Source organism: Cysteiniphilum halobium (assembly GCF_003574425.1).
GTDB classification, from domain to species: Bacteria; Pseudomonadota; Gammaproteobacteria; order Francisellales; family Francisellaceae; genus Caedibacter; species Caedibacter halobius.
The window spans coordinates 14243-35196 of record NZ_QLIU01000012.1; the positions used below are offsets into that span (position 1 = coordinate 14243).

24 protein-coding genes are annotated in these 20954 nt (G+C 37.0%); 12 read left to right on the top strand and 12 right to left on the bottom strand.

The window, feature by feature from the left end; genetic code table 11:
- Positions 1-124 precede the first annotated feature (124 nt).
- The 5 genes from DNK85_RS11500 to pstC form a co-directional block, all read right to left on the bottom strand.
- Entirely contained in the window at positions 125-280 is a 156-nt protein-coding gene (locus tag DNK85_RS11500) for a hypothetical protein (RefSeq protein ID WP_162896489.1), read from the bottom strand.
- Positions 281-658: 378 nt separating this feature from the next.
- Complete coding sequence (gene pstS / locus DNK85_RS02940) at positions 659-1735, bottom strand: phosphate ABC transporter substrate-binding protein PstS (protein ID WP_119328092.1); 1077 nt, start codon at positions 1733-1735, stop codon at positions 659-661.
- A 33-nt stretch (positions 1736-1768) separates the two neighbouring features.
- Complete coding sequence (gene pstB, locus DNK85_RS02945) at positions 1769-2617, bottom strand: phosphate ABC transporter ATP-binding protein PstB (protein WP_119328093.1); 849 nt, start codon at positions 2615-2617, stop codon at positions 1769-1771.
- A 23-nt stretch (positions 2618-2640) separates the two neighbouring features.
- Positions 2641-3468 carry a phosphate ABC transporter permease PstA gene (gene pstA, locus DNK85_RS02950; RefSeq protein WP_119328094.1) on the bottom strand — a complete coding sequence of 276 codons (828 nt, stop codon included), beginning with the start codon at positions 3466-3468 and terminating at the stop codon, positions 2641-2643.
- Entirely contained in the window at positions 3468-4400 is a 933-nt protein-coding gene (gene pstC / locus DNK85_RS02955) for a phosphate ABC transporter permease subunit PstC (protein ID WP_235842363.1), read from the bottom strand. Before pstC ends, pstA begins: the two co-directional genes overlap by 1 nt.
- 191 nt (positions 4401-4591) lie before the next feature.
- Between pstC and DNK85_RS02960 the strand changes: the two genes are divergently transcribed.
- From DNK85_RS02960 to DNK85_RS03010, 11 genes are all read left to right on the top strand, one after another.
- Positions 4592-6181 carry an FMN-binding glutamate synthase family protein gene (locus DNK85_RS02960; protein WP_119328095.1) on the top strand — a complete coding sequence of 530 codons (1590 nt, stop codon included), beginning with the start codon at positions 4592-4594 and terminating at the stop codon, positions 6179-6181.
- A gap of 327 nt (positions 6182-6508) precedes the next feature.
- On the top strand, positions 6509-7633 hold the full coding sequence (locus tag DNK85_RS02965; protein WP_119328096.1) for a calcium:cation antiporter: 1125 nt from the start codon (positions 6509-6511) through the stop codon (positions 7631-7633).
- 118 nt (positions 7634-7751) lie between these two features.
- Positions 7752-7988, top strand: coding sequence for a hypothetical protein (locus DNK85_RS02970; RefSeq protein ID WP_119328097.1), 237 nt, complete (start codon positions 7752-7754; stop codon positions 7986-7988).
- Positions 7976-8260 carry a type II toxin-antitoxin system RelE/ParE family toxin gene (locus DNK85_RS02975; protein ID WP_119328098.1) on the top strand — a complete coding sequence of 95 codons (285 nt, stop codon included), beginning with the start codon at positions 7976-7978 and terminating at the stop codon, positions 8258-8260. Before DNK85_RS02970 ends, DNK85_RS02975 begins: the two co-directional genes overlap by 13 nt.
- Before the next feature lie 72 nt (positions 8261-8332).
- Positions 8333-8959 (top strand): 23S rRNA (uridine(2552)-2'-O)-methyltransferase RlmE, encoded by a 627-nt coding sequence (rlmE, locus tag DNK85_RS02980; RefSeq protein ID WP_119328099.1) that lies wholly within the window; start codon positions 8333-8335, stop codon positions 8957-8959.
- An 11-nt stretch (positions 8960-8970) separates the two neighbouring features.
- On the top strand, positions 8971-9537 hold the full coding sequence (locus DNK85_RS02985; RefSeq protein ID WP_119328100.1) for a cob(I)yrinic acid a,c-diamide adenosyltransferase: 567 nt from the start codon (positions 8971-8973) through the stop codon (positions 9535-9537).
- Entirely contained in the window at positions 9534-10907 is a 1374-nt protein-coding gene (gene trkA, locus DNK85_RS02990; protein WP_119328101.1) for a Trk system potassium transporter TrkA, read from the top strand. Before DNK85_RS02985 ends, trkA begins: the two co-directional genes overlap by 4 nt.
- A gap of 289 nt (positions 10908-11196) precedes the next feature.
- Positions 11197-11496, top strand: a complete 300-nt coding sequence (locus DNK85_RS02995; RefSeq protein ID WP_119328102.1) for an ArsR/SmtB family transcription factor — start codon at positions 11197-11199, stop codon at positions 11494-11496.
- 20 nt (positions 11497-11516) lie between these two features.
- Positions 11517-13703, top strand: a complete 2187-nt coding sequence (locus DNK85_RS03000; RefSeq protein ID WP_119328103.1) for a heavy metal translocating P-type ATPase — start codon at positions 11517-11519, stop codon at positions 13701-13703.
- A gap of 193 nt (positions 13704-13896) precedes the next feature.
- Positions 13897-14358, top strand: a complete 462-nt coding sequence (locus tag DNK85_RS03005) for an excinuclease (protein WP_208123121.1) — start codon at positions 13897-13899, stop codon at positions 14356-14358.
- A gap of 76 nt (positions 14359-14434) precedes the next feature.
- Positions 14435-14968 (top strand): hypothetical protein, encoded by a 534-nt coding sequence (locus tag DNK85_RS03010; RefSeq protein WP_119328105.1) that lies wholly within the window; start codon positions 14435-14437, stop codon positions 14966-14968.
- A gap of 6 nt (positions 14969-14974) precedes the next feature.
- Here DNK85_RS03010 and DNK85_RS03015 read toward each other — a convergent pair whose 3' ends face one another.
- Together DNK85_RS03015 and pyrB are read right to left on the bottom strand one after the other, a co-directional pair.
- The gene (locus DNK85_RS03015; RefSeq protein WP_162896491.1) at positions 14975-15826 is read right to left on the bottom strand and encodes a class I SAM-dependent methyltransferase; all 852 of its coding nucleotides are present in this window, start codon (positions 15824-15826) and stop codon (positions 14975-14977) included.
- A gap of 19 nt (positions 15827-15845) precedes the next feature.
- Entirely contained in the window at positions 15846-16778 is a 933-nt protein-coding gene (gene pyrB / locus DNK85_RS03020; RefSeq protein WP_119328107.1) for an aspartate carbamoyltransferase, read from the bottom strand.
- Positions 16779-16876: 98 nt separating this feature from the next.
- Between pyrB and coaE the strand changes: the two genes are divergently transcribed.
- The gene (gene coaE, locus DNK85_RS03025) at positions 16877-17473 is read left to right on the top strand and encodes a dephospho-CoA kinase (protein WP_119328108.1); all 597 of its coding nucleotides are present in this window, start codon (positions 16877-16879) and stop codon (positions 17471-17473) included.
- Between the two features lie 61 nt (positions 17474-17534).
- Here the strand turns inward: coaE and truA are convergent, their stop codons facing one another.
- The 5 genes from truA to DNK85_RS03050 all read right to left on the bottom strand — a co-directional run bounded on the left by truA (position 17535) and on the right by DNK85_RS03050 (position 20922).
- Entirely contained in the window at positions 17535-18320 is a 786-nt protein-coding gene (gene truA / locus DNK85_RS03030) for a tRNA pseudouridine(38-40) synthase TruA (RefSeq protein WP_119328109.1), read from the bottom strand.
- A 45-nt stretch (positions 18321-18365) separates the two neighbouring features.
- Positions 18366-18896 carry a M15 family metallopeptidase gene (locus tag DNK85_RS03035; RefSeq protein WP_235842362.1) on the bottom strand — a complete coding sequence of 177 codons (531 nt, stop codon included), beginning with the start codon at positions 18894-18896 and terminating at the stop codon, positions 18366-18368.
- On the bottom strand, positions 18889-19470 hold the full coding sequence (locus tag DNK85_RS03040) for a DUF4823 domain-containing protein (protein ID WP_119328110.1): 582 nt from the start codon (positions 19468-19470) through the stop codon (positions 18889-18891). Before DNK85_RS03040 ends, DNK85_RS03035 begins: the two co-directional genes overlap by 8 nt.
- A gap of 86 nt (positions 19471-19556) precedes the next feature.
- The gene (folE, locus tag DNK85_RS03045) at positions 19557-20132 is read right to left on the bottom strand and encodes a GTP cyclohydrolase I FolE (protein WP_119328111.1); all 576 of its coding nucleotides are present in this window, start codon (positions 20130-20132) and stop codon (positions 19557-19559) included.
- Positions 20133-20142: 10 nt separating this feature from the next.
- Complete coding sequence (locus tag DNK85_RS03050; RefSeq protein ID WP_119328112.1) at positions 20143-20922, bottom strand: type III pantothenate kinase; 780 nt, start codon at positions 20920-20922, stop codon at positions 20143-20145.
- Positions 20923-20954: the final 32 nt, after the last annotated feature.

Here is a 20954-nt window from a genome sequence, read left to right on the forward strand (position 1 = left end):
TTTTAGAATATCGGCAGCTTGCATATTCATGCAGGTGTTTTTGATCACACAAAACAAAAATACCCAAGCGATGCCTATATGAGGCTCAGCTCCTATTCGCGCTATGCTGAGCATCAATTTCACGTTAATTAATCTCCTTTTCGACACTAAGCTCTTTTTGCACTTGACACACATAAGTGTACGATAAATGTAATATCATTGCCACAAGCGCTGGAGATTGATGGCATCTTAATTGATACATTACTTGTTGTTTTACTGAATCTTTATCTAAACAATTCATAGAATCACCTCTTTTATTTCTTATTATAATTAAACATATAAATATTTCGGGGTTTTATATTTTTTTCATCAATAACACTTGATGCAGTGCTACTTCTGCAAGACTAAGTGTAGTGAAAAAACTTTAATCTTCTATGGCAAATTTACTTAAATGTGTGTAGGAAATAACACATAAAAATTAGGGAAATAATAAATAAAGATTTGAGCTAAAACGCCCACTTTAATACAAAACGGGGGACATACTCTTTGCTAAGAAGCTACAACTACAAAGCTTAGCAAACGTGGTCTATAACTTAACAACTGGGTAATCTAATTAACACTTTATGCTTGGGGCTTTAGACTTCTAGTTTAAAACTTCAAGCATATTTAATCGCCTTACCTATACTTTGTCCCAATAGACTTTAATATCTGCAACCACATTTTGTGGAATACCAACATAATCAAGTTTCTTAGCAATTTGATCCCCTTTTTCAGAATAGGCAAAGCTAAAAAACTGCTTGATATCCTGATTGATACCCTGTTTTGCTTTCTCTGGTAATAATACAAATGTTGTTGCAACAATCGGCCAACTATTATCACCCGGCTGATTAATCAATAGCAGGTTATAATTATTCTTTGCCTGCCATGATGCATATTTTGCAGCGCTTGCAAAACTATTTAAATCTGCCGTTACTGTTCGCCCATTCTGGTTGATTAGTTTAACTGTTGGAATATTGGCAGTTTTGGCATAAGCATATTCAACATAGCCAATGCTATCACTTACTTGTTGCACTTGTGCGGCCACTCCTTGATTACCTTTGGCACCAATTCCTACAGGCCATTGCACTGAAGTATCAACGCCCACTTGCTTTCGCCATAGAGGGTCAACTGATGCTAAATATTGCGTAAAATTATATGTTGTACCTGAACCATCTGCTCGATGCACTGTTATGATCGCATTATGTGGCAAATGTAGTTTTGGGTTTAAAGCAACAATTGCTGGGTCATCCCAATATTGAATTTTGCCCAAATAAATATTCGCCAATACTTTACCATTTAAAACAAGTTCATTCGTTTTAATACCTTGAATGTTAATTACCGGCACAATACCACCAACAATTGCTGGGAACTGCAGTAGGCTATATTTTTTAAGTTCAGCATTATTCAATGGTTGATCTGACGCTGCAAAGTTTACAGTACCTGCAAAAATTTGACGTTGTCCACCACCTGAACCAATCGGTTGATAATTTATTTTCACACCTGTTTGATTATAATATTCATTTGCCCAGCGTGACATCGCAGGATAGATAAAACTTGAGCCTGAACCCATAATCACTGATTGATTTGATGTAGATTTACCATCACTTTCATGCGCTTTTTCACTGCACCCTGCTAAGGTTAATACAATAGCAGCAGTTCCTGTCAAAGCAGCAACCATCACCGTTTTTTTCATTTTACTGTATTTTGCTAACTTCATTGATTTATCCTTACCTTTTGAGTTTTAAAATCATTATTCATTATGAATATAATCAACCGTTCGTGGATCTTTTGGTGTATTAAAGAATACATCAGTTGGGGCATACTCGACAAGCTCGCCATTGATCATAAACATTGTGCTGTCCGATAAACGTTCAGCTTGTTTTAAATTATGTGTCACCATGACAATGGTATATTGAGTCTTTAATTCCGTCAGCAACCTTTCTATTTTCTTTGTTGAAATGGGATCTAATGCTGAAGTAGGCTCATCCAACAACAAAATTTTAGGTTTCACCGCCAACGTCCGTGCAATACATAGCCGTTGTTGTTGCCCACCTGAGAGTCGTGTGCCTTGTTGTTGTAATTTATCTTTAACCTCATCCCACAAGGCTGCCTGCTTTAATGCCTCTTCTACACGCTGTTGCACCTGAGCTTTAGCTAGCTTCTCATGTAGCTTAATGGCAAATGCAATATTATCAAAAATACTCATCGGGAAAGGTGTTGGCTTTTGAAAAACCATCCCAATTTCTTTACGTAATTGATTTAAATCAATATTTTTTTCTAAAACATTTTGTCCTTGTAACAAAATCTGCCCTGTTGCTTTTTGCTTGGGATACAGCTCATAAATACGATTTAAAGTTCTAAGCAAAGTCGATTTCCCGGAACCTGAAGGTCCAATCAAGGCAGTAATTTTATTTTGCGCAAAGCTTGCATTAATATCATGTAATGTCTTGCTGTCACCATAATAAAAGTTAAGATTTTTCACCGCTAAGTATTGCTGATTTGGCAAATTTAACACCCTCCTGTGTGACTCAAATTGGGTATTATCAATTTGAGATTTTGCTTTGTTTTCTAAATTTTTAAACTCTATAGATTGTTGCATCTTCATCTCTTATTATTTACGTGTTATTTATCTTTTGCAATCCAACGCGCCGTTAAATTCATCACTAATACTAATACAGTGATGATAAGAGCTGCAGTCCATGCTACTTGTTGAAACTCCGGATAAGGCTGCATTGCATTTTCAAAAATCATCACTGGTAAACTCTCAATTGCTTGCCCCATATTGAAACTTAAAAAGCTGTTTTTCGCCGAAGTAAATAATAAAGGTGCACTTTCTCCCATCACTCTTGCCGTAGCTAACACTACTGCAGTAATGAGTCCTGTCTTTGCTGAGCGAAACCCAATCATTACAATCACACGCCACTTTGAAACACCTAAAGCAATCGCTGATTCTTTTAGCATGGGGGAGACAAGATATAAAACATCCTCAGCAGCACGCGTAATCATCGGCATGGCAATAACCGCCAAAGCAATAATTCCGGCATAACCTGAAAAGCTAGTATTAACTACAATAAGTGTATAGATAAATAAACCTACAATGACCGATGGTGTGCTTAACATCATATCATTGATAAAACGTAAAACTTTAATCGTTCGTCTAAACTGTCGAAACTCAACAAAGAAAGTTGCCGTTAAAATCGAAATCGGTGTCGCAATCACTATTGCACCAATCGTTAACATCAACGAGCCAACGATAGCATTTCTAAGTCCTAGCTCTCTAGTATCGTGCGTGAAGATATAACCGCTAAAGCTATGCATACCACGCATCACCAACTCATACAAAATACTACATAAGAAAAACACACTAATGATTGCACTTAGCCAGCAAAGAGATACAAATATATTTGATTTAATACGTCGTTTAAGTGCAACTTGTCCAATCGTATTCATTATGCCACACCCACTTTATAACGTTTTAACACCAAACGTGATATTACCAAAACCACCAAGGTTATTAAAAACAATATCAAACCTGTTTCGACCAATGCCGCAGGGTATAGTGTGCCCAAAGCTTCATTAAATTCATTGGCAATAGCAGATGAGATGGTTGCACTAGGCATGAATAACCCCTGTAAACTATGCACATTACCAATAACAAAGGTCACTGCCATCGTCTCACCTAAAGCACGTCCAAACCCTAAAATAATTGCACCCATCATGCCAGGCAATGCATACGGAAAAATGACATTTTTGGTCACTTCCCACTTGGTTGCACCAATACCAAATGCCGCCTCTTTTGTTACTTGCGGAATCGCACTGATAACATCACGCATCACCGATGAGATTAAAGGAATAACCATAATAGCTAAGATAATGCTAGCGGCAAATATGCTACTTCCAGTTGGTAAGCTTTTGATAAAGAACATCACCAAAGGTTCAAAGTGTGCCCAGAATGAGCCACTTTTGGCAAGAGCTGCAAACTTAACCTGCCAGGACATAGATAAAGGCATCAATTTCAATTGTATAGATTTAATCCACGGCAAAAGCACAAACAGTCCCCATATACCATAGACAATGCTGGGAATCCCAGCCATCAACTCGATTAATCGTGCAAGAATTCTACCAATGCGCCGAGGTAATAACTCATCGATCAAAAGAGCAACTCCTAAACTAAAAGGCACCGCAATCACAAGAGCTAAAATAGATGTCACTAAAGTACCAATAATAACTGAATAGGCACCAAATTTCTCAGTAACTGGATTCCAAGCATCTGTCCATAAAAAAGAAATGCCATACTCACGAATACTTGGCCAGCTAAATACAACAAGGCTCATTAACAGTAACACAAAAATGATCAGCGTTAGCGATGCTAAAGCTATCACTAATCTCAAAAAATTTTTATCTCCACTTCGCCGCAAAACCTATTTTTCCTGCTTAATTAAATACTGTTTAAGTATAAATGCCAATTGTTACAGTTATGTTACAAGTTATAGCAATGGTAGTTTTAAATTGAATTTCTCATATTTCTCACTATTATTCTATGAGCATAGGACTAAACGCTAAGGAACTATTTATGTTTCATATTTCAGAACGTAGAAAATGGTATATTGGATTTGGTATTGTCTTACTCGTCATTCTTGCTTTTTTAGCTTTATTGCACAGTGAGGTCACGATGAGTATTGTTATTATTGCTCTGATTATCGTTGCAATTTATGACGTGACACAAAAAAAACATACTATACTACGCAATTTCCCCGTACTTGGGCATATGCGCTTTATCTTGGAGTTTTTCCGTCCTGAGATTCAGCAATATTTTGTTGCTACGGATGAAAGTGAACGGCCATTTGATCGACAAACACGCTCTTTAGTATATCAGCGCGCTAAAGGCATTGAGGACACCCTACCCTTTGGTACCGAACGGAATATTAACCGACCAGGCTATGAATGGGTTTTGCATTCACTTGCTCCCATTCACCCAAAAGATGTTGACCCTAAAATTCAAATAGGCAATCATCAATGTACAAAGCCTTATATTTCATCACGCTTAAATATTTCTGCCATGAGTTATGGGGCTTTGTCTAAAAATGCGATTATCGCGCTCAATAAAGGCGCTAAACTTGGTGGTTTTTGTCATAATACTGGCGAAGGCGGATTAACAACATACCATCGCCAAGGTGGTGATATTTGTCTTCAGATTGGTACAGGTTACTTTGGCTTTAGAACTAAAAACGGCCACTTTGATCCGGAAAAGTTTGCTACTCAGGCACAATATGATGATATCAAAATGATTGAGATTAAACTCTCACAAGGAGCAAAGCCTGCCCACGGTGGTGTTTTACCCAAGGAAAAGCTTACCCCTGAGATTGCTAAAATTCGTGATGTGCCGATGGGTGAAGATGTTTTATCTCCACCTGCGCATACTGCTTTTTCGACACCTGTTGAGCTATGTCAATTTGTGCAAAAACTGCGAGAGCTCTCAGGTGGTAAACCCATTGGTTTTAAACTGTGTATTGGACGCAAAACCGAGTTCTTTTCTATTTGCAAAGCCATGTTGAAAACACAAATTTTCCCTGACTTTATTACCATCGATGGTGCTGAAGGTGGCACAGGGGCCGCCCCTGAAGAATATGTCAATCATATCGGTGTACCACTTGAAGATGCCTTAGCGTTTGCCCATAACGCGCTTGTTGGCTCTGGAATTCGTGAACATATTTGTATTATTGCTAGTGGTAAAACTGCCACGGGATTTGATATGGTCAAACGAATTGCGCTGGGTGCTGATGTCATCAATAGTGCACGAGCAATGATGTTATCATTAGGCTGTATTCAGTCTAAACAATGTAATCGTAATACGTGCCCCACAGGAGTTGCTACACAAAATCCGCGATTGTATAAAGCACTAGATATTGACGATAAAAAACAGCGTGTATATCGCTTTCATGATGCCACAGTTAAAAGCTTTACCGAAATTGTTGGTGCTATGGGACTTAAGAATCCAAGTGAGCTTTCTGCTTCACGTGTCATACGCCGCATTAATGAAAAAACAGTGCAATCACTTGATGAAGTTTATCAATATCTTAAAAAAGATAGCTTATTAGATGATAATAATCTGCCAATGCAATATGCTAAATATTGGCAACAAGCTTCAGCTGAACGCTTTTAAAAAATAAGTTATATCTACTATTATCTCTCCCCTTGAAGTAGATGTCGTGCTGCTTTGCTGCGCGGGTGAGGGGTAATAAAACTTCACTTATTTTTCATTCATTACTAATCAAGCTTCAGATTATTAATAAAATAGCCTTTCTACCAGCTTCTTTTAAAAACTGCTTGCAAGTAATTGACTAAAGGTTGTATGGTATCACCCGATGACTCGCCCCTAAATTTTTAGCTACTTCTTGCGATGAACAATAGACTTTTAGTCTTAAGCTTATTGAAAGAGAAGCCATACAGAAAAGATGATTTTTAAACAACTTAATAAACAGGAGGTAAAATGTACAAACTAATAAGCCTTATTAAAACTGAATATGGCGTAATTTTGCCCATTATCCTCTTTGTTTTACTAAATATGACTTTCTCAGGGTTGACTCCATATAACATCAGTCACTTTGCAACAGCTGCAACAACCTTTATTATCTTTGTGGTAATGCTCGTTTGCGCCTTTAATGTTGTCAAACATGCTGACTGGTTAGCAGAAAAATTTGGTGAACCTTATGGCACCTTGATTCTTACCCTTTCTGTTATTTCGATTGAGGTGGCATTAATTATCACCATGATGCTTATTGGCAAAGGTGACCCGACCCTTGCCAGAGATACAATGTTTGCTGTGATTATGATCGCCGTTAATGGTTTTGCGGGACTGAGTCTGTTAACCGGCGGCATTAAACATAATACACAAATGTATAATACCGAAGGTGCTAGTATTTATATTTCTTTACTTATTCTTTTATTAACGGTCTGTTTAATACTACCTAATTACACCGTTGCCACAGATGCTGGAACATTTAATTTGAGTCAATCAATTGTTGTCATTATTGTCTGTGTTATTCTTTATACAGTTTTTTTGGTCAAGCAAACCGTGACACATAAAGATTATTTTCAATATAACAACGAGCAGGATAATGATGAGGAGCATCACAATCCAATGGGCTCAGTACTTTATCATGTTATTATGTTGCTTCTTGGGCTTATAGTAATGATCGCGCTGTCAAAAAACCTTGCTAGCTTTCTTGAGTTTAGCATTCAAGAAGCAGGCCTTCCTAGTAAGCTAGGGGGATTTATTATCGCACTTTTAGTTTTAACACCAGAGGGTGTTAGTGCCATTCAATCTGCTTATAAAAATCAATTACAACGCTCTATTAATCTATGCATGGGCTCTGCAGTTGCCACGATTTGTCTTACGGTGCCATCGGTACTTGTCATTAGTCTTGTTCTTGGTCAACCCCTAATCCTAGGACTAAACAATACCTCTATCGTAATTATGGTGCTGACATTTTTAATTGCTTTGGTTACCTTTACTTCACGACGCACCAGTGTATTTAATGGCATGGTGCTTCTGAGTGTTTTTATTGTTTACTTTGCCTTGATTTTCGATGTTGCTCAACCTTTATCACAATGATAAACTCATCTAAAAAAGCAACCTATTAGCGAATTTAAAACAATCTTATAGAGGAAATTTGCAAATTGCGATAATTTGCTCTAATCTTTTGACATGAGATAAATTTTGGAGCTTTATCATGGGGTTTATATCAGTAAGACTTCCTGAAGAATTTGTCAATGAAACCAGAAGCTTTGCAGAAAAAGGCTATCGCACAGTACCGCAACAAATTCTATATTGGGCAGAGCTTGGCAGGCAACAAGAGCTACGAAATTGGCAACTTGAAAAAATGAGACTCGGCTTGCAACAAGCCAAGAATGCTCAGATTGCAACGGAACACGATGTTTCACGAGTATTTAGTAAATGCAAAAAATAAACTGGTCACTTGAGGCGCTTAACGACTTTGAAGACTATATTGATTGGTATTTAAAATATGTGGATGAAGTCGTGGCTATGCGCTTCATTGACAGTATTGAAAGCGCTTTAAAGTATATTTCATTAAACCAACATGCCTCACGTATGGTAAGTGAGATTCCCAAGTTAAGAGAATATATTATATGTGACTTCCCTTTTTTAATTTCTTATTGGATTAAAAATCAAGACGAAATCATCATTACTTCTTTTCTACATCAAAAAATGAAAAAGTAAGCTACTGTATATTTTCCTAGATAGTAGATGATATACTAGCAGCACTAATCAGCACGATACATTTATTTGTTAATGTCCAAAAACAAACATAGCAAAAGCAGCAAACGCTGGCTTGATGAGCATCATAATGACCACTACGTTGCCCAATCTAAAAAAGATGGCCTAAGATCACGTGCTGCCTACAAACTCATAGAATTACAACAAAAAGATAAACTATTTAAACCTGGCATGACCATTGTTGATCTGGGCGCTGCTCCTGGTGGTTGGTCTCAGGTTCTAACTGATTTTGTTGGTGTTCAAGGCAAAGTTTTCGCCTTAGATATTTTAGAGATGGATCCATTGCCTGATGTAACCTTTATCCAAGGGGATTTTACTGAGGATGAGCCTTATGAGGCTTTAATGCAATTAACCGAAGGTGAATCTATTGACTGGGTCATCTCCGATATGGCGCCGAATATGAGTGGCAATCGTAATACGGATCAAGCCGGATCGATGTATCTGGTTGAATTGGCTCTTGATTTTGCCGATAGTGTATTAAAGTCACGTGGCAACTTTTTAGCTAAAGTTTTCCAAGGCGAAGGCTTTGACCCTTTTGTAAAAGCAGCGCAAGAACGTTTTCAAAAAGTCGTTATTCGTAAACCTGATGCTTCCCGTGCCCGCTCACGAGAGGTCTATATTATTGGACTTAATAAACGTTAAAGGAAGTATCCATGGGCTATAGACTATCCAAAATTTACACAAAAACTGGTGACAAAGGCACAACTGCTCTATCGGATAATGTCCGCATTAACAAATGCACACCGATTATTGAAACCATTGGTCAGATTGATGAATTAAATGCTGCTATTGGCGTTATTGTCGCCTTTTCAAATCATACTAAGATAAATAATCAACTACAAAATATTCAACACCATTTATTTAATATCGGTGGTGAGTTATCTTTTCCTGAATTCAGTCAATTAACAGATCACGCTGTTACCACGCTTGAAGCACAAATAGATCAGTGGAATAAGTCTTTACCACCTTTGAAAGAGTTTATTTTACCCGGCGGCTCAAAGTGTGCGGCTTTAAGCCATCAAGCGCGCACCATAGCGCGTAAAGCTGAACGCCGCTATGTTGCCTTGATCCAAGATCAAACGAAAGCACATAACCCACTTATTTTAAGTTTTTTGAATCGTTTATCTGATTATCTTTTTGTACTGGCACGCTTTTTTAACCAACTGGATCAGCATGCTGAAGTGTTATGGAAAAGTCATAAAACACAGGAAAAATTATGAAAATTATTATTTTAGGTGCCGGACAAGTCGGCAGTTCATTGGCTAAAAACTTACAAAAAGATCACAATATCAGTGTGGTTGATGAAAGAGCAGAACGCCTAAGACATATTCAAAATCACTTTGATGTCAAAACAATCTGTGGCTCAGCATCGCACCCAAACATTCTTGAAGAAGCAGGGGCTAATGACGCAGATATGATTATTGCAGTTACTAATAATGATGAGGTGAATATCGTATCCTGTCAGATTGCATATAGTCTTTTTAAAATTCCAACTAAAATTGCGCGTTTACGTAACAAAAACTACGCGCGTTACCCACAAATTTTTAATAATGACAATATTCCAATTGATCTTATTATTAACCCATCAGAATTAGTCACACAACGCCTAGTGCGTTTAGTTGAACATCCCGGCAGCTTCCAAATTGTTGATTTTGCTAATGGGCGTTTGCAACTGGCAGGTAGCGAAATTGCTGAAGACTCTCCATTGCACGGCATGAGTATTCGTGAGTTCAGACAAGAGCTCCCTGATATTGACGCACGTGTTGTTGCTATTTATCGCAAAAAACAAAACTTGCTTATCTCAGCTGATACGGTTTTGCAAAAAGAAGATGAAGTATTCTTTATTGCGGAGCGTATTAATATCCCTGCAATTTTACGCGAATTCCAACCACAGCAAACTGCGTGTCGCAAACTCTTTATTGCCGGCGGTGGCAACATTGGCATGGGACTTGCTAAAAAGCTTGAAAACGATTATCTAGTCAAAATTATTGAGCGTAATTATGAAAAATGTCATTTAGCTGCCGAGACGCTTAACAATACTACTGTACTCTCAGGAGATGCATCAGACGCTGAGTTATTAAATGCCGAGAGCATTGATGATACCGATCTTTTCTGTGCAGTAACAAATGATGACGAAGCCAACATCATGTCAGCAATGCTCGCTAAGAAAATGGGGGCTAAAAGCACCATAGCTCTAGTTAATAGCCTAAGCTATGCCGCTTTAGTTGATGAAACACACACGATTGATCGTGCGATTTCACCACAAAGGATTACCATTGGAGTTATTCAAACCTATTTGCGCAAAGGGGATATGCTTAATATATACTCACTTTATGGCGGTCATGCTGAAGCTTGCGAAATTGTCGTACACGGTACTGCTGATAGCTCACCAATTGTTGGTAAAAAAATCAGTGAACTCAATCTACCAAAAGCAATTATTATTAGTGCTATCGTTCGCAATGATACCGTGTTAATCGCACATGATCACTATGTTATTGAATCAGGAGACCACGTTATTGTCACTATTACTGATCTTGATCATATTTATACGATTGAAAAACTCTTTCAGGTATTGCCGGTTTTTCTATAATCCTTTCTCATATACCCATCGTAAATTATTTTGCGGTGCTTAGTTGCGAAGCAGTTTGTGAGGATTTTGACAAGTTGGGTTGCAAGTAATAGCTAGGACTATTGCCAAAATTCAACTTGGTAAAAGTGCGGAAAATGCAAGACAAGAAATTCTGTACAATGATTTATGGTGGGTATATTACCGCACACAAACCATTTTACATTCTTTTTGCATCTATATACTTTACATCACCTGCATTTTCACCTACATTATATAAAATATTTTTTATATAAAATTTTATGGATTTATAATGCGTGATATTGATGAGCTTATTTTGACAAGAATTTCTGATGTATGCCATATCATGGGTGATGCTAACCGTATGCGGATTTTGTTCCTATGTGCTAAAGAAGCAACACCGGTCAATCATTTTGTAGAAAAACTTGGGATATCTCAGCCTCTGGTTAGCCACCATTTGAGGTTAATGAAACAACAGCGTCTGATTAAAGGAGAACGTTGTGGCAAACAAGTACTCTACTCTTTATATGATGAGCATGTGCACTGTATTTTACAAGATATGTATAAACACTGGTCAGATGAAAATCATTAATCAATTAATGGGGAAATAAAATGTTTGAATATAAGATTTATGGCATGGATTGTTTAGATGAGGTGTCAGTTGTGAAACGTGAGCTCATCCCTTATGTAAAAGATGAAGACCTTTTGCAGTTTAATCTCTTAAAAGGCAAGCTCATGATCCACGATCAAACAAAACAATTCACACAGGATGAAATTGAAAAAAGGCTTAAGGCAACAGGTTACCAATTTATTAGTTGGCAACAATATGAAATAAAACAACAAACCAACAGTGAAAGCTTTTGGCAAAAACATATACGCAGCATATTAACACTGATTTGCGCACTATTTTTAATAATAGGCTATATCATTCATGGTAGTTATCACGGTTTTTTAGATGCCCTTATTGGTGAGCATGGTGTGGCAAATGCCCAGCCTGTTAGCTCGATTATTTTCTATGTCATAGCTTTGATTGTCGGAGGGATATTTATTTACCCTAAAGCGTGGGCAGCACTAAAACGCTTACGCCCTGATATTAATCTTTTGATGACAATCGCAGTCATTGGTGCGATATTCTTAGGTCAATGGTTAGAAGCAGGAATGATTGTATTTTTGTTTTCCATTGCATCATTATTGGAATCATGGAGTGTTGGCAAAGCCCGCAAAGCCATTCAAGCACTATTAGAAATAGCCCCTGATACTGCCAATGTCTACTGTACACATCACAAAGACATCGATGTGAAAAAAGTTGAGGAAGTCAATATTGGGGCAACCATCGTTATCAAACCTGGAGAACGCGTGCCATTAGATGGTATTGTTAAAGAAGGTGAAAGCTTTATTAATCAAGCACCAATTACTGGTGAGTCACTACCTGTTGAAAAAAAGCAAGGTGATCCTGTATTTGCCGGTAGTTTAAATGAAGATGGACTGTTATATGTCAAAGTAACCAAACTTGCCACCGAATCAACACTATCAAACATTATTCGTCAAGTAGAGTTAGCCCAAGCCAATAAAGCAAAATCTGAAATGTGGGTGGAACAATTTGCTAAATATTACACGCCTTTGATGATGCTATTTGCCCTATTAGTGGCGATTGTGCCGCCATTATTATTTGGTGGTAGCTGGTACAACTGGATCTATGAAGCTTTGGTGATTCTTGTCATTGCTTGTCCTTGTGCTTTAGTCATTTCCACACCTGTGAGCATTGTCTCTGGTCTAAGCGCTGCTGCGCATCATGGTATTCTAGTCAAAGGTGGCAGTTTTCTTGAGTTACCAGCGAAAATCAAAGCAATTGCCTTTGATAAGACCGGCACGATTACTCAAGGTAAACCGGTTATTCAATCGATTATTAATATCTCAAAAGAGTATAATGATAATGCGTTATTGCAACTTGCAGCAGCCTTAGAAGAAGGTAGTAATCATCCTCTAGCACATGCGATTTTTGATAAAATGGCAGAACTAAAATTAGATAAGAGATATAATGCTTCCGGGATTCAAGTCATCAAAGGCAAAGCGATTACTGGACAGATTAATGGCCATCATTATTGGATTGGTAGTCATCAATATCTACATGAGAAAACGGAAATCACATCCGATTTAACCGTTTTTCATGATCAGATTCTATCTCTAGAAAAAACAGGGCATTCTTTGCTTATCTTTGCTAATAATGATCACATTCTTGGTTTGTTTGCCGTTGCTGATAGCATCAAGAAAAATGCTAAAGCAACTTTGGCACAATTACATGCACTAGGTATTAAAACAGCACTTTTAACCGGTGATAATAAAGGTGCTGCACAGTTTATTGCCAAAGAAGCTGGACTTGATGAAGTATATTCTGAGCTTTTACCTGAGCATAAAGTGCAAAAAATCAAAATATTACAGCAACAGTATCAAATTGTTGCTATGGTTGGTGACGGTATTAATGACGCCCCAGCTTTAGCAACTGCTGATTTAAGTCTTGCTATGGGTGATGCCGGTAGTGATGTAGCTATTGAAACGGCTGATATTGCGCTTATGTCGGATGATCTAGCCAAATTGCCATGGTTGATTAAACATGCCAAACGTGTTAGGGCTATTATCCAACAAAACATCACCTTTGCCTTAGGGCTCAAAGTTGTTTTTATGGTATTAGCACTTCTTGAGCTTGCCAATATTTGGATGGCAATTGGTGCTGATATGGGCGCCTCTTTATTAGTTGTATTTAATAGTTTACGTTTATTAAATACGAAAAGTCATCCCTAAATATCAACATTAAAGATTTAATTCTATCTCTATATTTAACTGATGGAGTTTGGTTTGCTTTCATTAATAAACTTACTTATAACCCTATGTTTTATATCATAACTTTTATTTGATGATTATCAACTTATATATTTACAATAGCTCTGATACGGATATAATTCAACCACTGATCTCACACTTAAATTATTAAAAAATGAAAAGATTTAAACTAATTGATACAACTTTATCCATGCTCATTGTAACAACAGCCCTGGCTGTTAGTGCTTGTTCATCAAACACTGGATTGGGCAACTACAATATTAATCAGGCACTGACGTCAATGCCTACAAAAGTAAAAATGAAAACCAATGATTTTAAGTTTTACTTCGGTAAAAATTCAGCACCTATTGGCGCTAAAGATTTAGGGGAAATTACAACAAGTCGCCGTTCTAATGCCTTTGCTAAAGACCCTGTTGCCTCTTGTAACTGGGTTTTCTACTCAGCACTTCTAAGCTTAGAAAATCAAGCCAAAGAAATGGGTGGCAATGCCGTTGCTAATATCCAATCAAATTGGAAAAATAACACGACTTCAAGTACTGACACTTACGTTTGTGACAATGGTTTATGGATGTCAGGCGTAGCATTAAAAGCTAATGTAATAACTTCCAAAATTTAACATTTTTAGATTAATACCATTTCTTTATCTATACTGCAAATATTAGTCAGCAATGAGATTAAGGATCAAATAATTAATGAATAAATTAAATGAATTAGTTAGAGTCCCTCGCTATTACGAACTTATCACTGCAATATTATTAATCTTAATATTATCAAGTTGCGCGAAGCTTATCCCTTACCCAAATCAGTCTATTGAGAACAGACTCAAAGCTCAGTCAATAATTGAACAAGCTATTATGGAGCAACCTGAAAAATTTAAGCCTGCAGCAGTCTATTTTAACGATGATTACATATCACTATCCTATGGTTTAGCGACCACCGCCAGTGGAAGAGGTTATAGCTCCGCAACTCCAATATTAAACTCCACTACTGTCATAGCTGGAGGAAGCAGTTCATCATCTTCACTGACATATGAGAAACATAAACGTATTTACTATACTTCAATCTCTAAAGTTGAACTTTACAAGAAAAATAGTTATTTCATTATCAACATTATTAACACATCAAATCGTGCACTGTATAAGATCTATATCTACAATAAAACTCAAGCGTTTGATGTTGCAAATGCTTTAAATTTCTTAGCTTTAAAATCAAGCAGTGAAAAATAGTAACTTTTATAGCTTCCTCACACAAACAAATCGATGTGGCATGTCTTTTTGATCGATGACAATCTCAAATCCTTTTTCAACAAACAATGCATGTAAATCCAGCTGATGAAATGCTTTGACAAAAGGCTCATTTAACTTGCGTGCTAACAATTTGAAATAAACACCTTTTATCCCATGGTTTTTAAATAATTGCCATGTTTTATCTTGATACTGCACCGGTGATGGTTCAGCAATGACAAACACTCCACCCTTTTTAAGTACACGTGAGGCTTCTGCAATGAGTTTTTTGATATATTTTGGCGGGATTTCATGTAATACATAGCAAGCACTTAAACCATCAAAACGTTCATCGATAAATGGTAATGACTCGCCAATACCTTGAATAAATTTTATATGTGGATAGTCTAACGCAGCATGCTTTAGTAAATAAGGACTAGGATCAATACCCCATATATCGTTAATACCTTTTTGATAAATTATCTGAGCAGTGTTGCCACCACCACAACCGATATCCAAAACTGCATGACAATCTTTAAGATACTGTGCTATTTTTTCTCGCATAGGATCAACTTGATTAAGCATCGCAATATCAAATCCTTTGATATAACCGCGAGTTAAAAGCTTTGAGTAATTACCACAAGGAATATTATGAAACTCTTGCAAGACATACTTAGGAATGGGCATTTCCTGCAATAATTTTTGATCTAAGTAAACTGCTTTATGCTTTGGATAACATATTGCTTTTATCAACTTAAACCATGAAACCGGTGATTTGAAATTTAAAGTGTCAACCCAACCGTCAGGCAGATGCAAATCAGACCAGTTGATAACACATGGATCATTATTATTTTTCATCATTCGTCGAGCATTTCTACTTCTAAGCAAATAAATCACAAAGAATGGCCTGGCGCATAAACACACCATTTTTAGCCTGCTGGAAATACCAGGCATATTTAGTGGTATCAACTGAACTACAAATCTCTTGCACACGTGGCAGTGGGTGCAGCACAATCAAATCATCGTGTGCACTATTGACCAACATATCCGCTGTAAGGACGTAATCCATCATATGGTCATCTTCTTCGGAAAAGCGTTCTTTTTGTAATCGTGTCATATACAATACATCAACCACACCAATAACATCTGCTAAGTTTTCAACACAATGAACGCTAATATTTTTACTTTTAAACTGAGTTAAAATCTCTTGTGGAATTTGTAAGGCCTTAGGTGCTACATAGTAAATTGTAATATCACGATAGTTTAGCAATGCATAGCTTAATGAGTGCACGGTACGCCCATAGAACAAATCACCAATCATTGCAATTTTAATACCATCAATTTGTCCAAACTTCTTCTCTATCGTAAATAAATCAAGTAAAGTTTGTGAAGGGTGCTCATTAGCACCATCTCCAGCATTAACCACAGGGATATATGAAATATTTGCAGCGATTTGGGCACTTCCTGCTTCAAAGTGACGCATAACAATCGCATCTGCATAGCCATTCAACATTTGAATCGTATCCGTTAGGCTCTCCCCTTTCTTGCCAAAGGAAGTATTATGTGCATCAGCAAAACCAATTACCTTAGCACCCAATCGATAAATAGCTGCCTCAAATGATAAACGCGTACGTGTGGATGCCTCAAAAAAACAACTGGCGATAATCTTATCTCTTAAACTATTTAACAGTTTGCCTTGTTGTGCATCATGCGCAAGACGCATTAACCGATCAAAATCATTGCGCTTTAAATCTTTAATGCTCACAAGATGTTTTGTTGTGCTATTGTGGCTTGATAATATCGTCTTAAGCATAATTCATCCCTTAAGGTGTTTAATTACTTTAATTACTCTATGCATATCAGGCAAACAGCGCTATCCTATCAGGAAAAAATAACAAGGTATATTAAAACATGTTTCCCGTGGCATTGACTGGCGGTATTGGCAGCGGTAAAACAACGGTTGCTAATCTTTTTAATACACTTTATAACATTGATATTATCTGTGCGGATCAAATTGCCAAAGAAGTCATTTTATTACCCGAAATCATCGATGCCATTACGCACAAATTTGGTCACCATATGATAAGCTCCGATGGCATTGTTGACAGAAAAGCATTACGCAATGCCATAAGTCATGATTCATCGGCACGATCCTGGCTGAATGATCTTATGCATCCGATTATTCGTCAACAAATTGAATCAAGGCTTGCTCAAAGTCAGTCAATTTATACGATTGTAGATATTCCACTGTTAACAAAAGAAACATTGACTAACTACCCTTATCTTAAGAAGATTATCTCCGTGTGTGCCCCTCTTGAAGCAAAACTCAATCGCATTGTAATTCGTGATAACCAAACTAAAGCGCAAGCCTTATTAATGGTGCAAAGTCAAATTAACGATGATGAACGTCGTACATTTAGTGATTTTGTCATTGAAAATAATGCTGATATTTCTGCTCTTAACCCTCAAATTCTCACTATCCATCAAAAAATATTGTCACTTGTATAATAATGCAAAAAATAACTTACTTGACCTATCACCTCACCCTTTATCAAAGAGGGGCGTTCTATTAATGCTTAAATGGCACCTCCTGATACGCAATAACCCCTAATTCTTTGGGGTAACCCACCTCAATTAAATATAAGCCTTGTGGTGATGCTGTGATACCGGCTTGTGTGCGATCTTTTGCTACTATCAACTCTTTGATCCAATCATGTGGCTTTTTAGCCAAACCTACCTCTAGTATTGATCCGACGATATTTCTTACCATATGATGCAAAAAAGCATTTCCCTGAATATCAAAAATAATAAACTGAGCATGCTGAGTAAAATATGCATGATGGATATTGCGATACACACTTGTTGACTGGCACTGTGATGAACGAAAACTGCTAAAATCCTGTTCACCAAGCAAATATGTGCAAGCTGTGTTCATTTTGTTTAAATCTAAAACCTGGTTCATCCAAGTTGTTCGCTTATGCCATAACGCACTGGGTGTTTTACTCTGATAGATCACATATTGATAACGTCGATATAACGCACTAAAGCGTGCACTAAAATCTATATCAACCTCATAGACATGAGAAACATTAATATCACTGGGTAAATGCGCATTAACACCTAATACCCATGCCTTTTCTTGTCTGACCACTGAGGTAGTAAAGTGAATCACTTGTGCTGTGGCATGCACACCGGCATCTGTTCTACCTGCACATATGACTTCAATCGATTCATTGGCAATAATCGATAATGCTTTTTCTAAGCACTCTTGTACACTCTTGCTATGTTTTTGGCGCTGCCAACCACAATAACTGGTTCCTGCATATTCAAGTACAAGTGCATAATGTTTTTGCATATTCTAAAAATAAGTATTCCCTGAGGTCGTGGATCTTAGCACAACTTAAGATAATTGATAACACCAATGCCACGGCTCATAAATAAAACCGTAAGTATTATCACGCGGATAGCTTAAAGTAAATCGAAACTCACTGGCATGCGCTGACAACCATTTAAATGCTTTAGTTTGTTCAAAATTTTCTGTTAGAAGCTCTGATTCCTCATCTGAAGTAAAATCCAAAGCGCAACCGGTATGATGTTCACTAAACCCAGGTAATGCTGAGATCCTTACAATATCTTCTAGTAACAACCCTTTATTTAATTTATTTAAAATAATATTTGCCTGATAGAGATAACTGCGAAAAGCTGAAACAACCATAAGGTTAACGCTATCCAGTTGAGCACTTTTTTGCATATTCTGCCACGCATGATATGCCTCACAATGCATATAATAATCTCGCTTTAAAACATCATGTCCACCATAAACAAGCATAGGCTCTGCACATTCTAGAAAAAATGGCCGCTTATTATTTTCTACATACTCTATTGGCAATATTGTATAGGCTTCGTGAAGCTTTTGATTATTATCAGACATTTGATGATTTCCCTTGCATAAATAAATTTTTGGCTATTGCTGCTAATGGTTCATGTAAAAGCTCAATAGGTTTTTTCTCAAAGCCTGGCATTTTGGAACTGGTACTTTTGATGTGAATTTCATCAATAAGCTGATTTGTTCTTAGATCATATATCTTAATGCTTAATTTAACTTGATCAGCAACCCCAGTCAATAGCGTATAGCTCTCTGTCCATTTGACTATTCTAGGTAAGATAAAATAATCATATTTTTGACTACGAGCTGCTAAATATTCAAATTGTGCCGATTGGAAATGTGATGCAAGAGTCAACTTTTTAAAATGGTTTTTTAAGGCGTCATTTAGAACCAATAATGTTTCTTTAGCACTTTCGGGGTAACTATGTAAGTCATCATAGCCATTATTGGGATATGCCATATAAGCTGTGGCATTAGTTGGTAATTTGACTAAACCATCAAGAAAGTGAATATCATTATTCTGTGCTGCCACCGTCTTTTGCATCGAATTAGCAACAATCTGATGGGTGCTTGCACAACCTGTGATTAAAAAGCAAATACTTAGAAAAAGCTTCTTCATTTGTGTTAAAAATAAAACTTACGATACAAATATTATACAGATTATATTTTTCAGTCCAAGCTATTGCTGCGTTTTTTTGGTTTTTCTTATAAGCCGGAAATAAGTGACATTAATTCACTGCGACTCTTCTCATCTTTTCTGAATATCCCTCGCATACAACTTGTTACTGTTGAAGTTTCAGATTTATGCACTCCTCTTGTTGTCATACATTGATGCATTGAGTCAATAATTACAGCAACACCTTTGGGCGCTAGTGCTTTTTCAATCGCCAGAGCAACTTGCATTGTCAAACGTTCTTGTGTTTGCAAGCGTTTAGCAAAAACATCCAATACACGTGCTATTTTACTAATGCCCACAACTTTGCCATTGGGTAAATAAGCAACATGCGCTTTACCAATAATTGGTACCATATGATGTTCGCAATATGACTCCAAACGCATATCCTTTAAAAGCACAATCTCATCATAACCCTCAACATCTTCAAACGTTTTTGACAAGATTTTATCTGGATCTTCCGCATAACCTTTAAAAAATTCAGCATATGACTTGATCACACGTTTCGGAGTTTCAATCAATCCTTCACGGCAAGGGTCTTCACCAATATATTCTAATAAGGTTTTAATCGCTTGCTCAGCTTGTTGAGCACTTATTTTTTTTATCATGGCGCTCACTTTATTGTTTATTTTTATCAAATGCTATTTTAATACCTTGTAATACCAAATCCGGCACAATGGCGTCAAACAACCCAGGGACACTAAACAGCTGAGAAAAACCACCAGTTGCAATCGTTATAACAGCATTTGAATCTGTTTTTAATTCTTGAATCATCACTGATTTTAGCTCTTTTAATGCCCCTAAGTGGCCATAGTAAATACCTGATTGGAGATTGGTATCAGTATCTTTGCCTATTGCCATTGTCGGCTTGACAATACTCACTGAAGAAAGTTGGGCGGCATTGCTACTTAAAGCTTCCAGAGAAATTCGAACACCAGGCAAAATCGCCCCGCTTAAATAGGTTTTATCTTTGCGTACCACATCAAAAACAGTAGCAGTACCCAAATCAATCACCAAAATATCTTTGTTAGGAAATAGCTCAACAGCAGCAATACATCCAGCGATTCGATCAGCACCAACTTCTTTGGGCGTTGCTACTTGCATCTTTAAACCTGTTTTTACACCCGGTTGTAAGAAAAATGGCTCAAGCTCAAAGTATTTCAAAATAGCTGAACGCAACGAATAATTTATCGCCGGTACAACAGAGGCAATCGCAACTCCTGTTATTTTATTTGGATCAAGACTATTTTCGCTTAATGCTTGCCTTAGGAAAATACCTATTTGATCAGAGCTACCATGAGCTGATGCTGTGGTATAACGAAATTGTAATATTAATTCATCATGATCAAAAACACCCGCATGGATATGCGAATTGCCAACATCTAAAGTAAGTAACATTTGTTCTATAAGTATCCCGCTTAGTTTAATGT

Bases quoted from the DNA above. Each gene is read 5' to 3' on its own strand.
- DNK85_RS11500 (WP_162896489.1), bottom strand. From the start codon at position 280: ATGAATTGTTTAGATAAAGATTCAGTAAAACAACAAGTAATGTATCAA.
- pstS (WP_119328092.1), bottom strand. From the start codon at position 1,735: ATGAAGTTAGCAAAATACAGTAAAATGAAAAAAACGGTGATGGTTGCT.
- pstB (WP_119328093.1), bottom strand. From the start codon at position 2,617: ATGCAACAATCTATAGAGTTTAAAAATTTAGAAAACAAAGCAAAATCT.
- pstA (WP_119328094.1), bottom strand. From the start codon at position 3,468: ATGAATACGATTGGACAAGTTGCACTTAAACGACGTATTAAATCAAAT.
- DNK85_RS02960 (WP_119328095.1), top strand. From the start codon at position 4,592: ATGTTTCATATTTCAGAACGTAGAAAATGGTATATTGGATTTGGTATT.
- DNK85_RS02965 (WP_119328096.1), top strand. From the start codon at position 6,509: ATGTACAAACTAATAAGCCTTATTAAAACTGAATATGGCGTAATTTTG.
- DNK85_RS02970 (WP_119328097.1), top strand. From the start codon at position 7,752: ATGGGGTTTATATCAGTAAGACTTCCTGAAGAATTTGTCAATGAAACC.
- DNK85_RS02975 (WP_119328098.1), top strand. From the start codon at position 7,976: ATGCAAAAAATAAACTGGTCACTTGAGGCGCTTAACGACTTTGAAGAC.
- rlmE (WP_119328099.1), top strand. From the start codon at position 8,333: ATGTCCAAAAACAAACATAGCAAAAGCAGCAAACGCTGGCTTGATGAG.
- DNK85_RS02985 (WP_119328100.1), top strand. From the start codon at position 8,971: ATGGGCTATAGACTATCCAAAATTTACACAAAAACTGGTGACAAAGGC.
- trkA (WP_119328101.1), top strand. From the start codon at position 9,534: ATGAAAATTATTATTTTAGGTGCCGGACAAGTCGGCAGTTCATTGGCT.
- DNK85_RS02995 (WP_119328102.1), top strand. From the start codon at position 11,197: ATGCGTGATATTGATGAGCTTATTTTGACAAGAATTTCTGATGTATGC.
- DNK85_RS03000 (WP_119328103.1), top strand. From the start codon at position 11,517: ATGTTTGAATATAAGATTTATGGCATGGATTGTTTAGATGAGGTGTCA.
- DNK85_RS03005 (WP_208123121.1), top strand. From the start codon at position 13,897: ATGAAAAGATTTAAACTAATTGATACAACTTTATCCATGCTCATTGTA.
- DNK85_RS03010 (WP_119328105.1), top strand. From the start codon at position 14,435: ATGAATAAATTAAATGAATTAGTTAGAGTCCCTCGCTATTACGAACTT.
- DNK85_RS03015 (WP_162896491.1), bottom strand. From the start codon at position 15,826: ATGATGAAAAATAATAATGATCCATGTGTTATCAACTGGTCTGATTTG.
- pyrB (WP_119328107.1), bottom strand. From the start codon at position 16,778: ATGCTTAAGACGATATTATCAAGCCACAATAGCACAACAAAACATCTT.
- coaE (WP_119328108.1), top strand. From the start codon at position 16,877: ATGTTTCCCGTGGCATTGACTGGCGGTATTGGCAGCGGTAAAACAACG.
- truA (WP_119328109.1), bottom strand. From the start codon at position 18,320: ATGCAAAAACATTATGCACTTGTACTTGAATATGCAGGAACCAGTTAT.
- DNK85_RS03035 (WP_235842362.1), bottom strand. From the start codon at position 18,896: ATGTCTGATAATAATCAAAAGCTTCACGAAGCCTATACAATATTGCCA.
- DNK85_RS03040 (WP_119328110.1), bottom strand. From the start codon at position 19,470: ATGAAGAAGCTTTTTCTAAGTATTTGCTTTTTAATCACAGGTTGTGCA.
- folE (WP_119328111.1), bottom strand. From the start codon at position 20,132: ATGATAAAAAAAATAAGTGCTCAACAAGCTGAGCAAGCGATTAAAACC.
- DNK85_RS03050 (WP_119328112.1), bottom strand. From the start codon at position 20,922: ATGTTACTTACTTTAGATGTTGGCAATTCGCATATCCATGCGGGTGTT.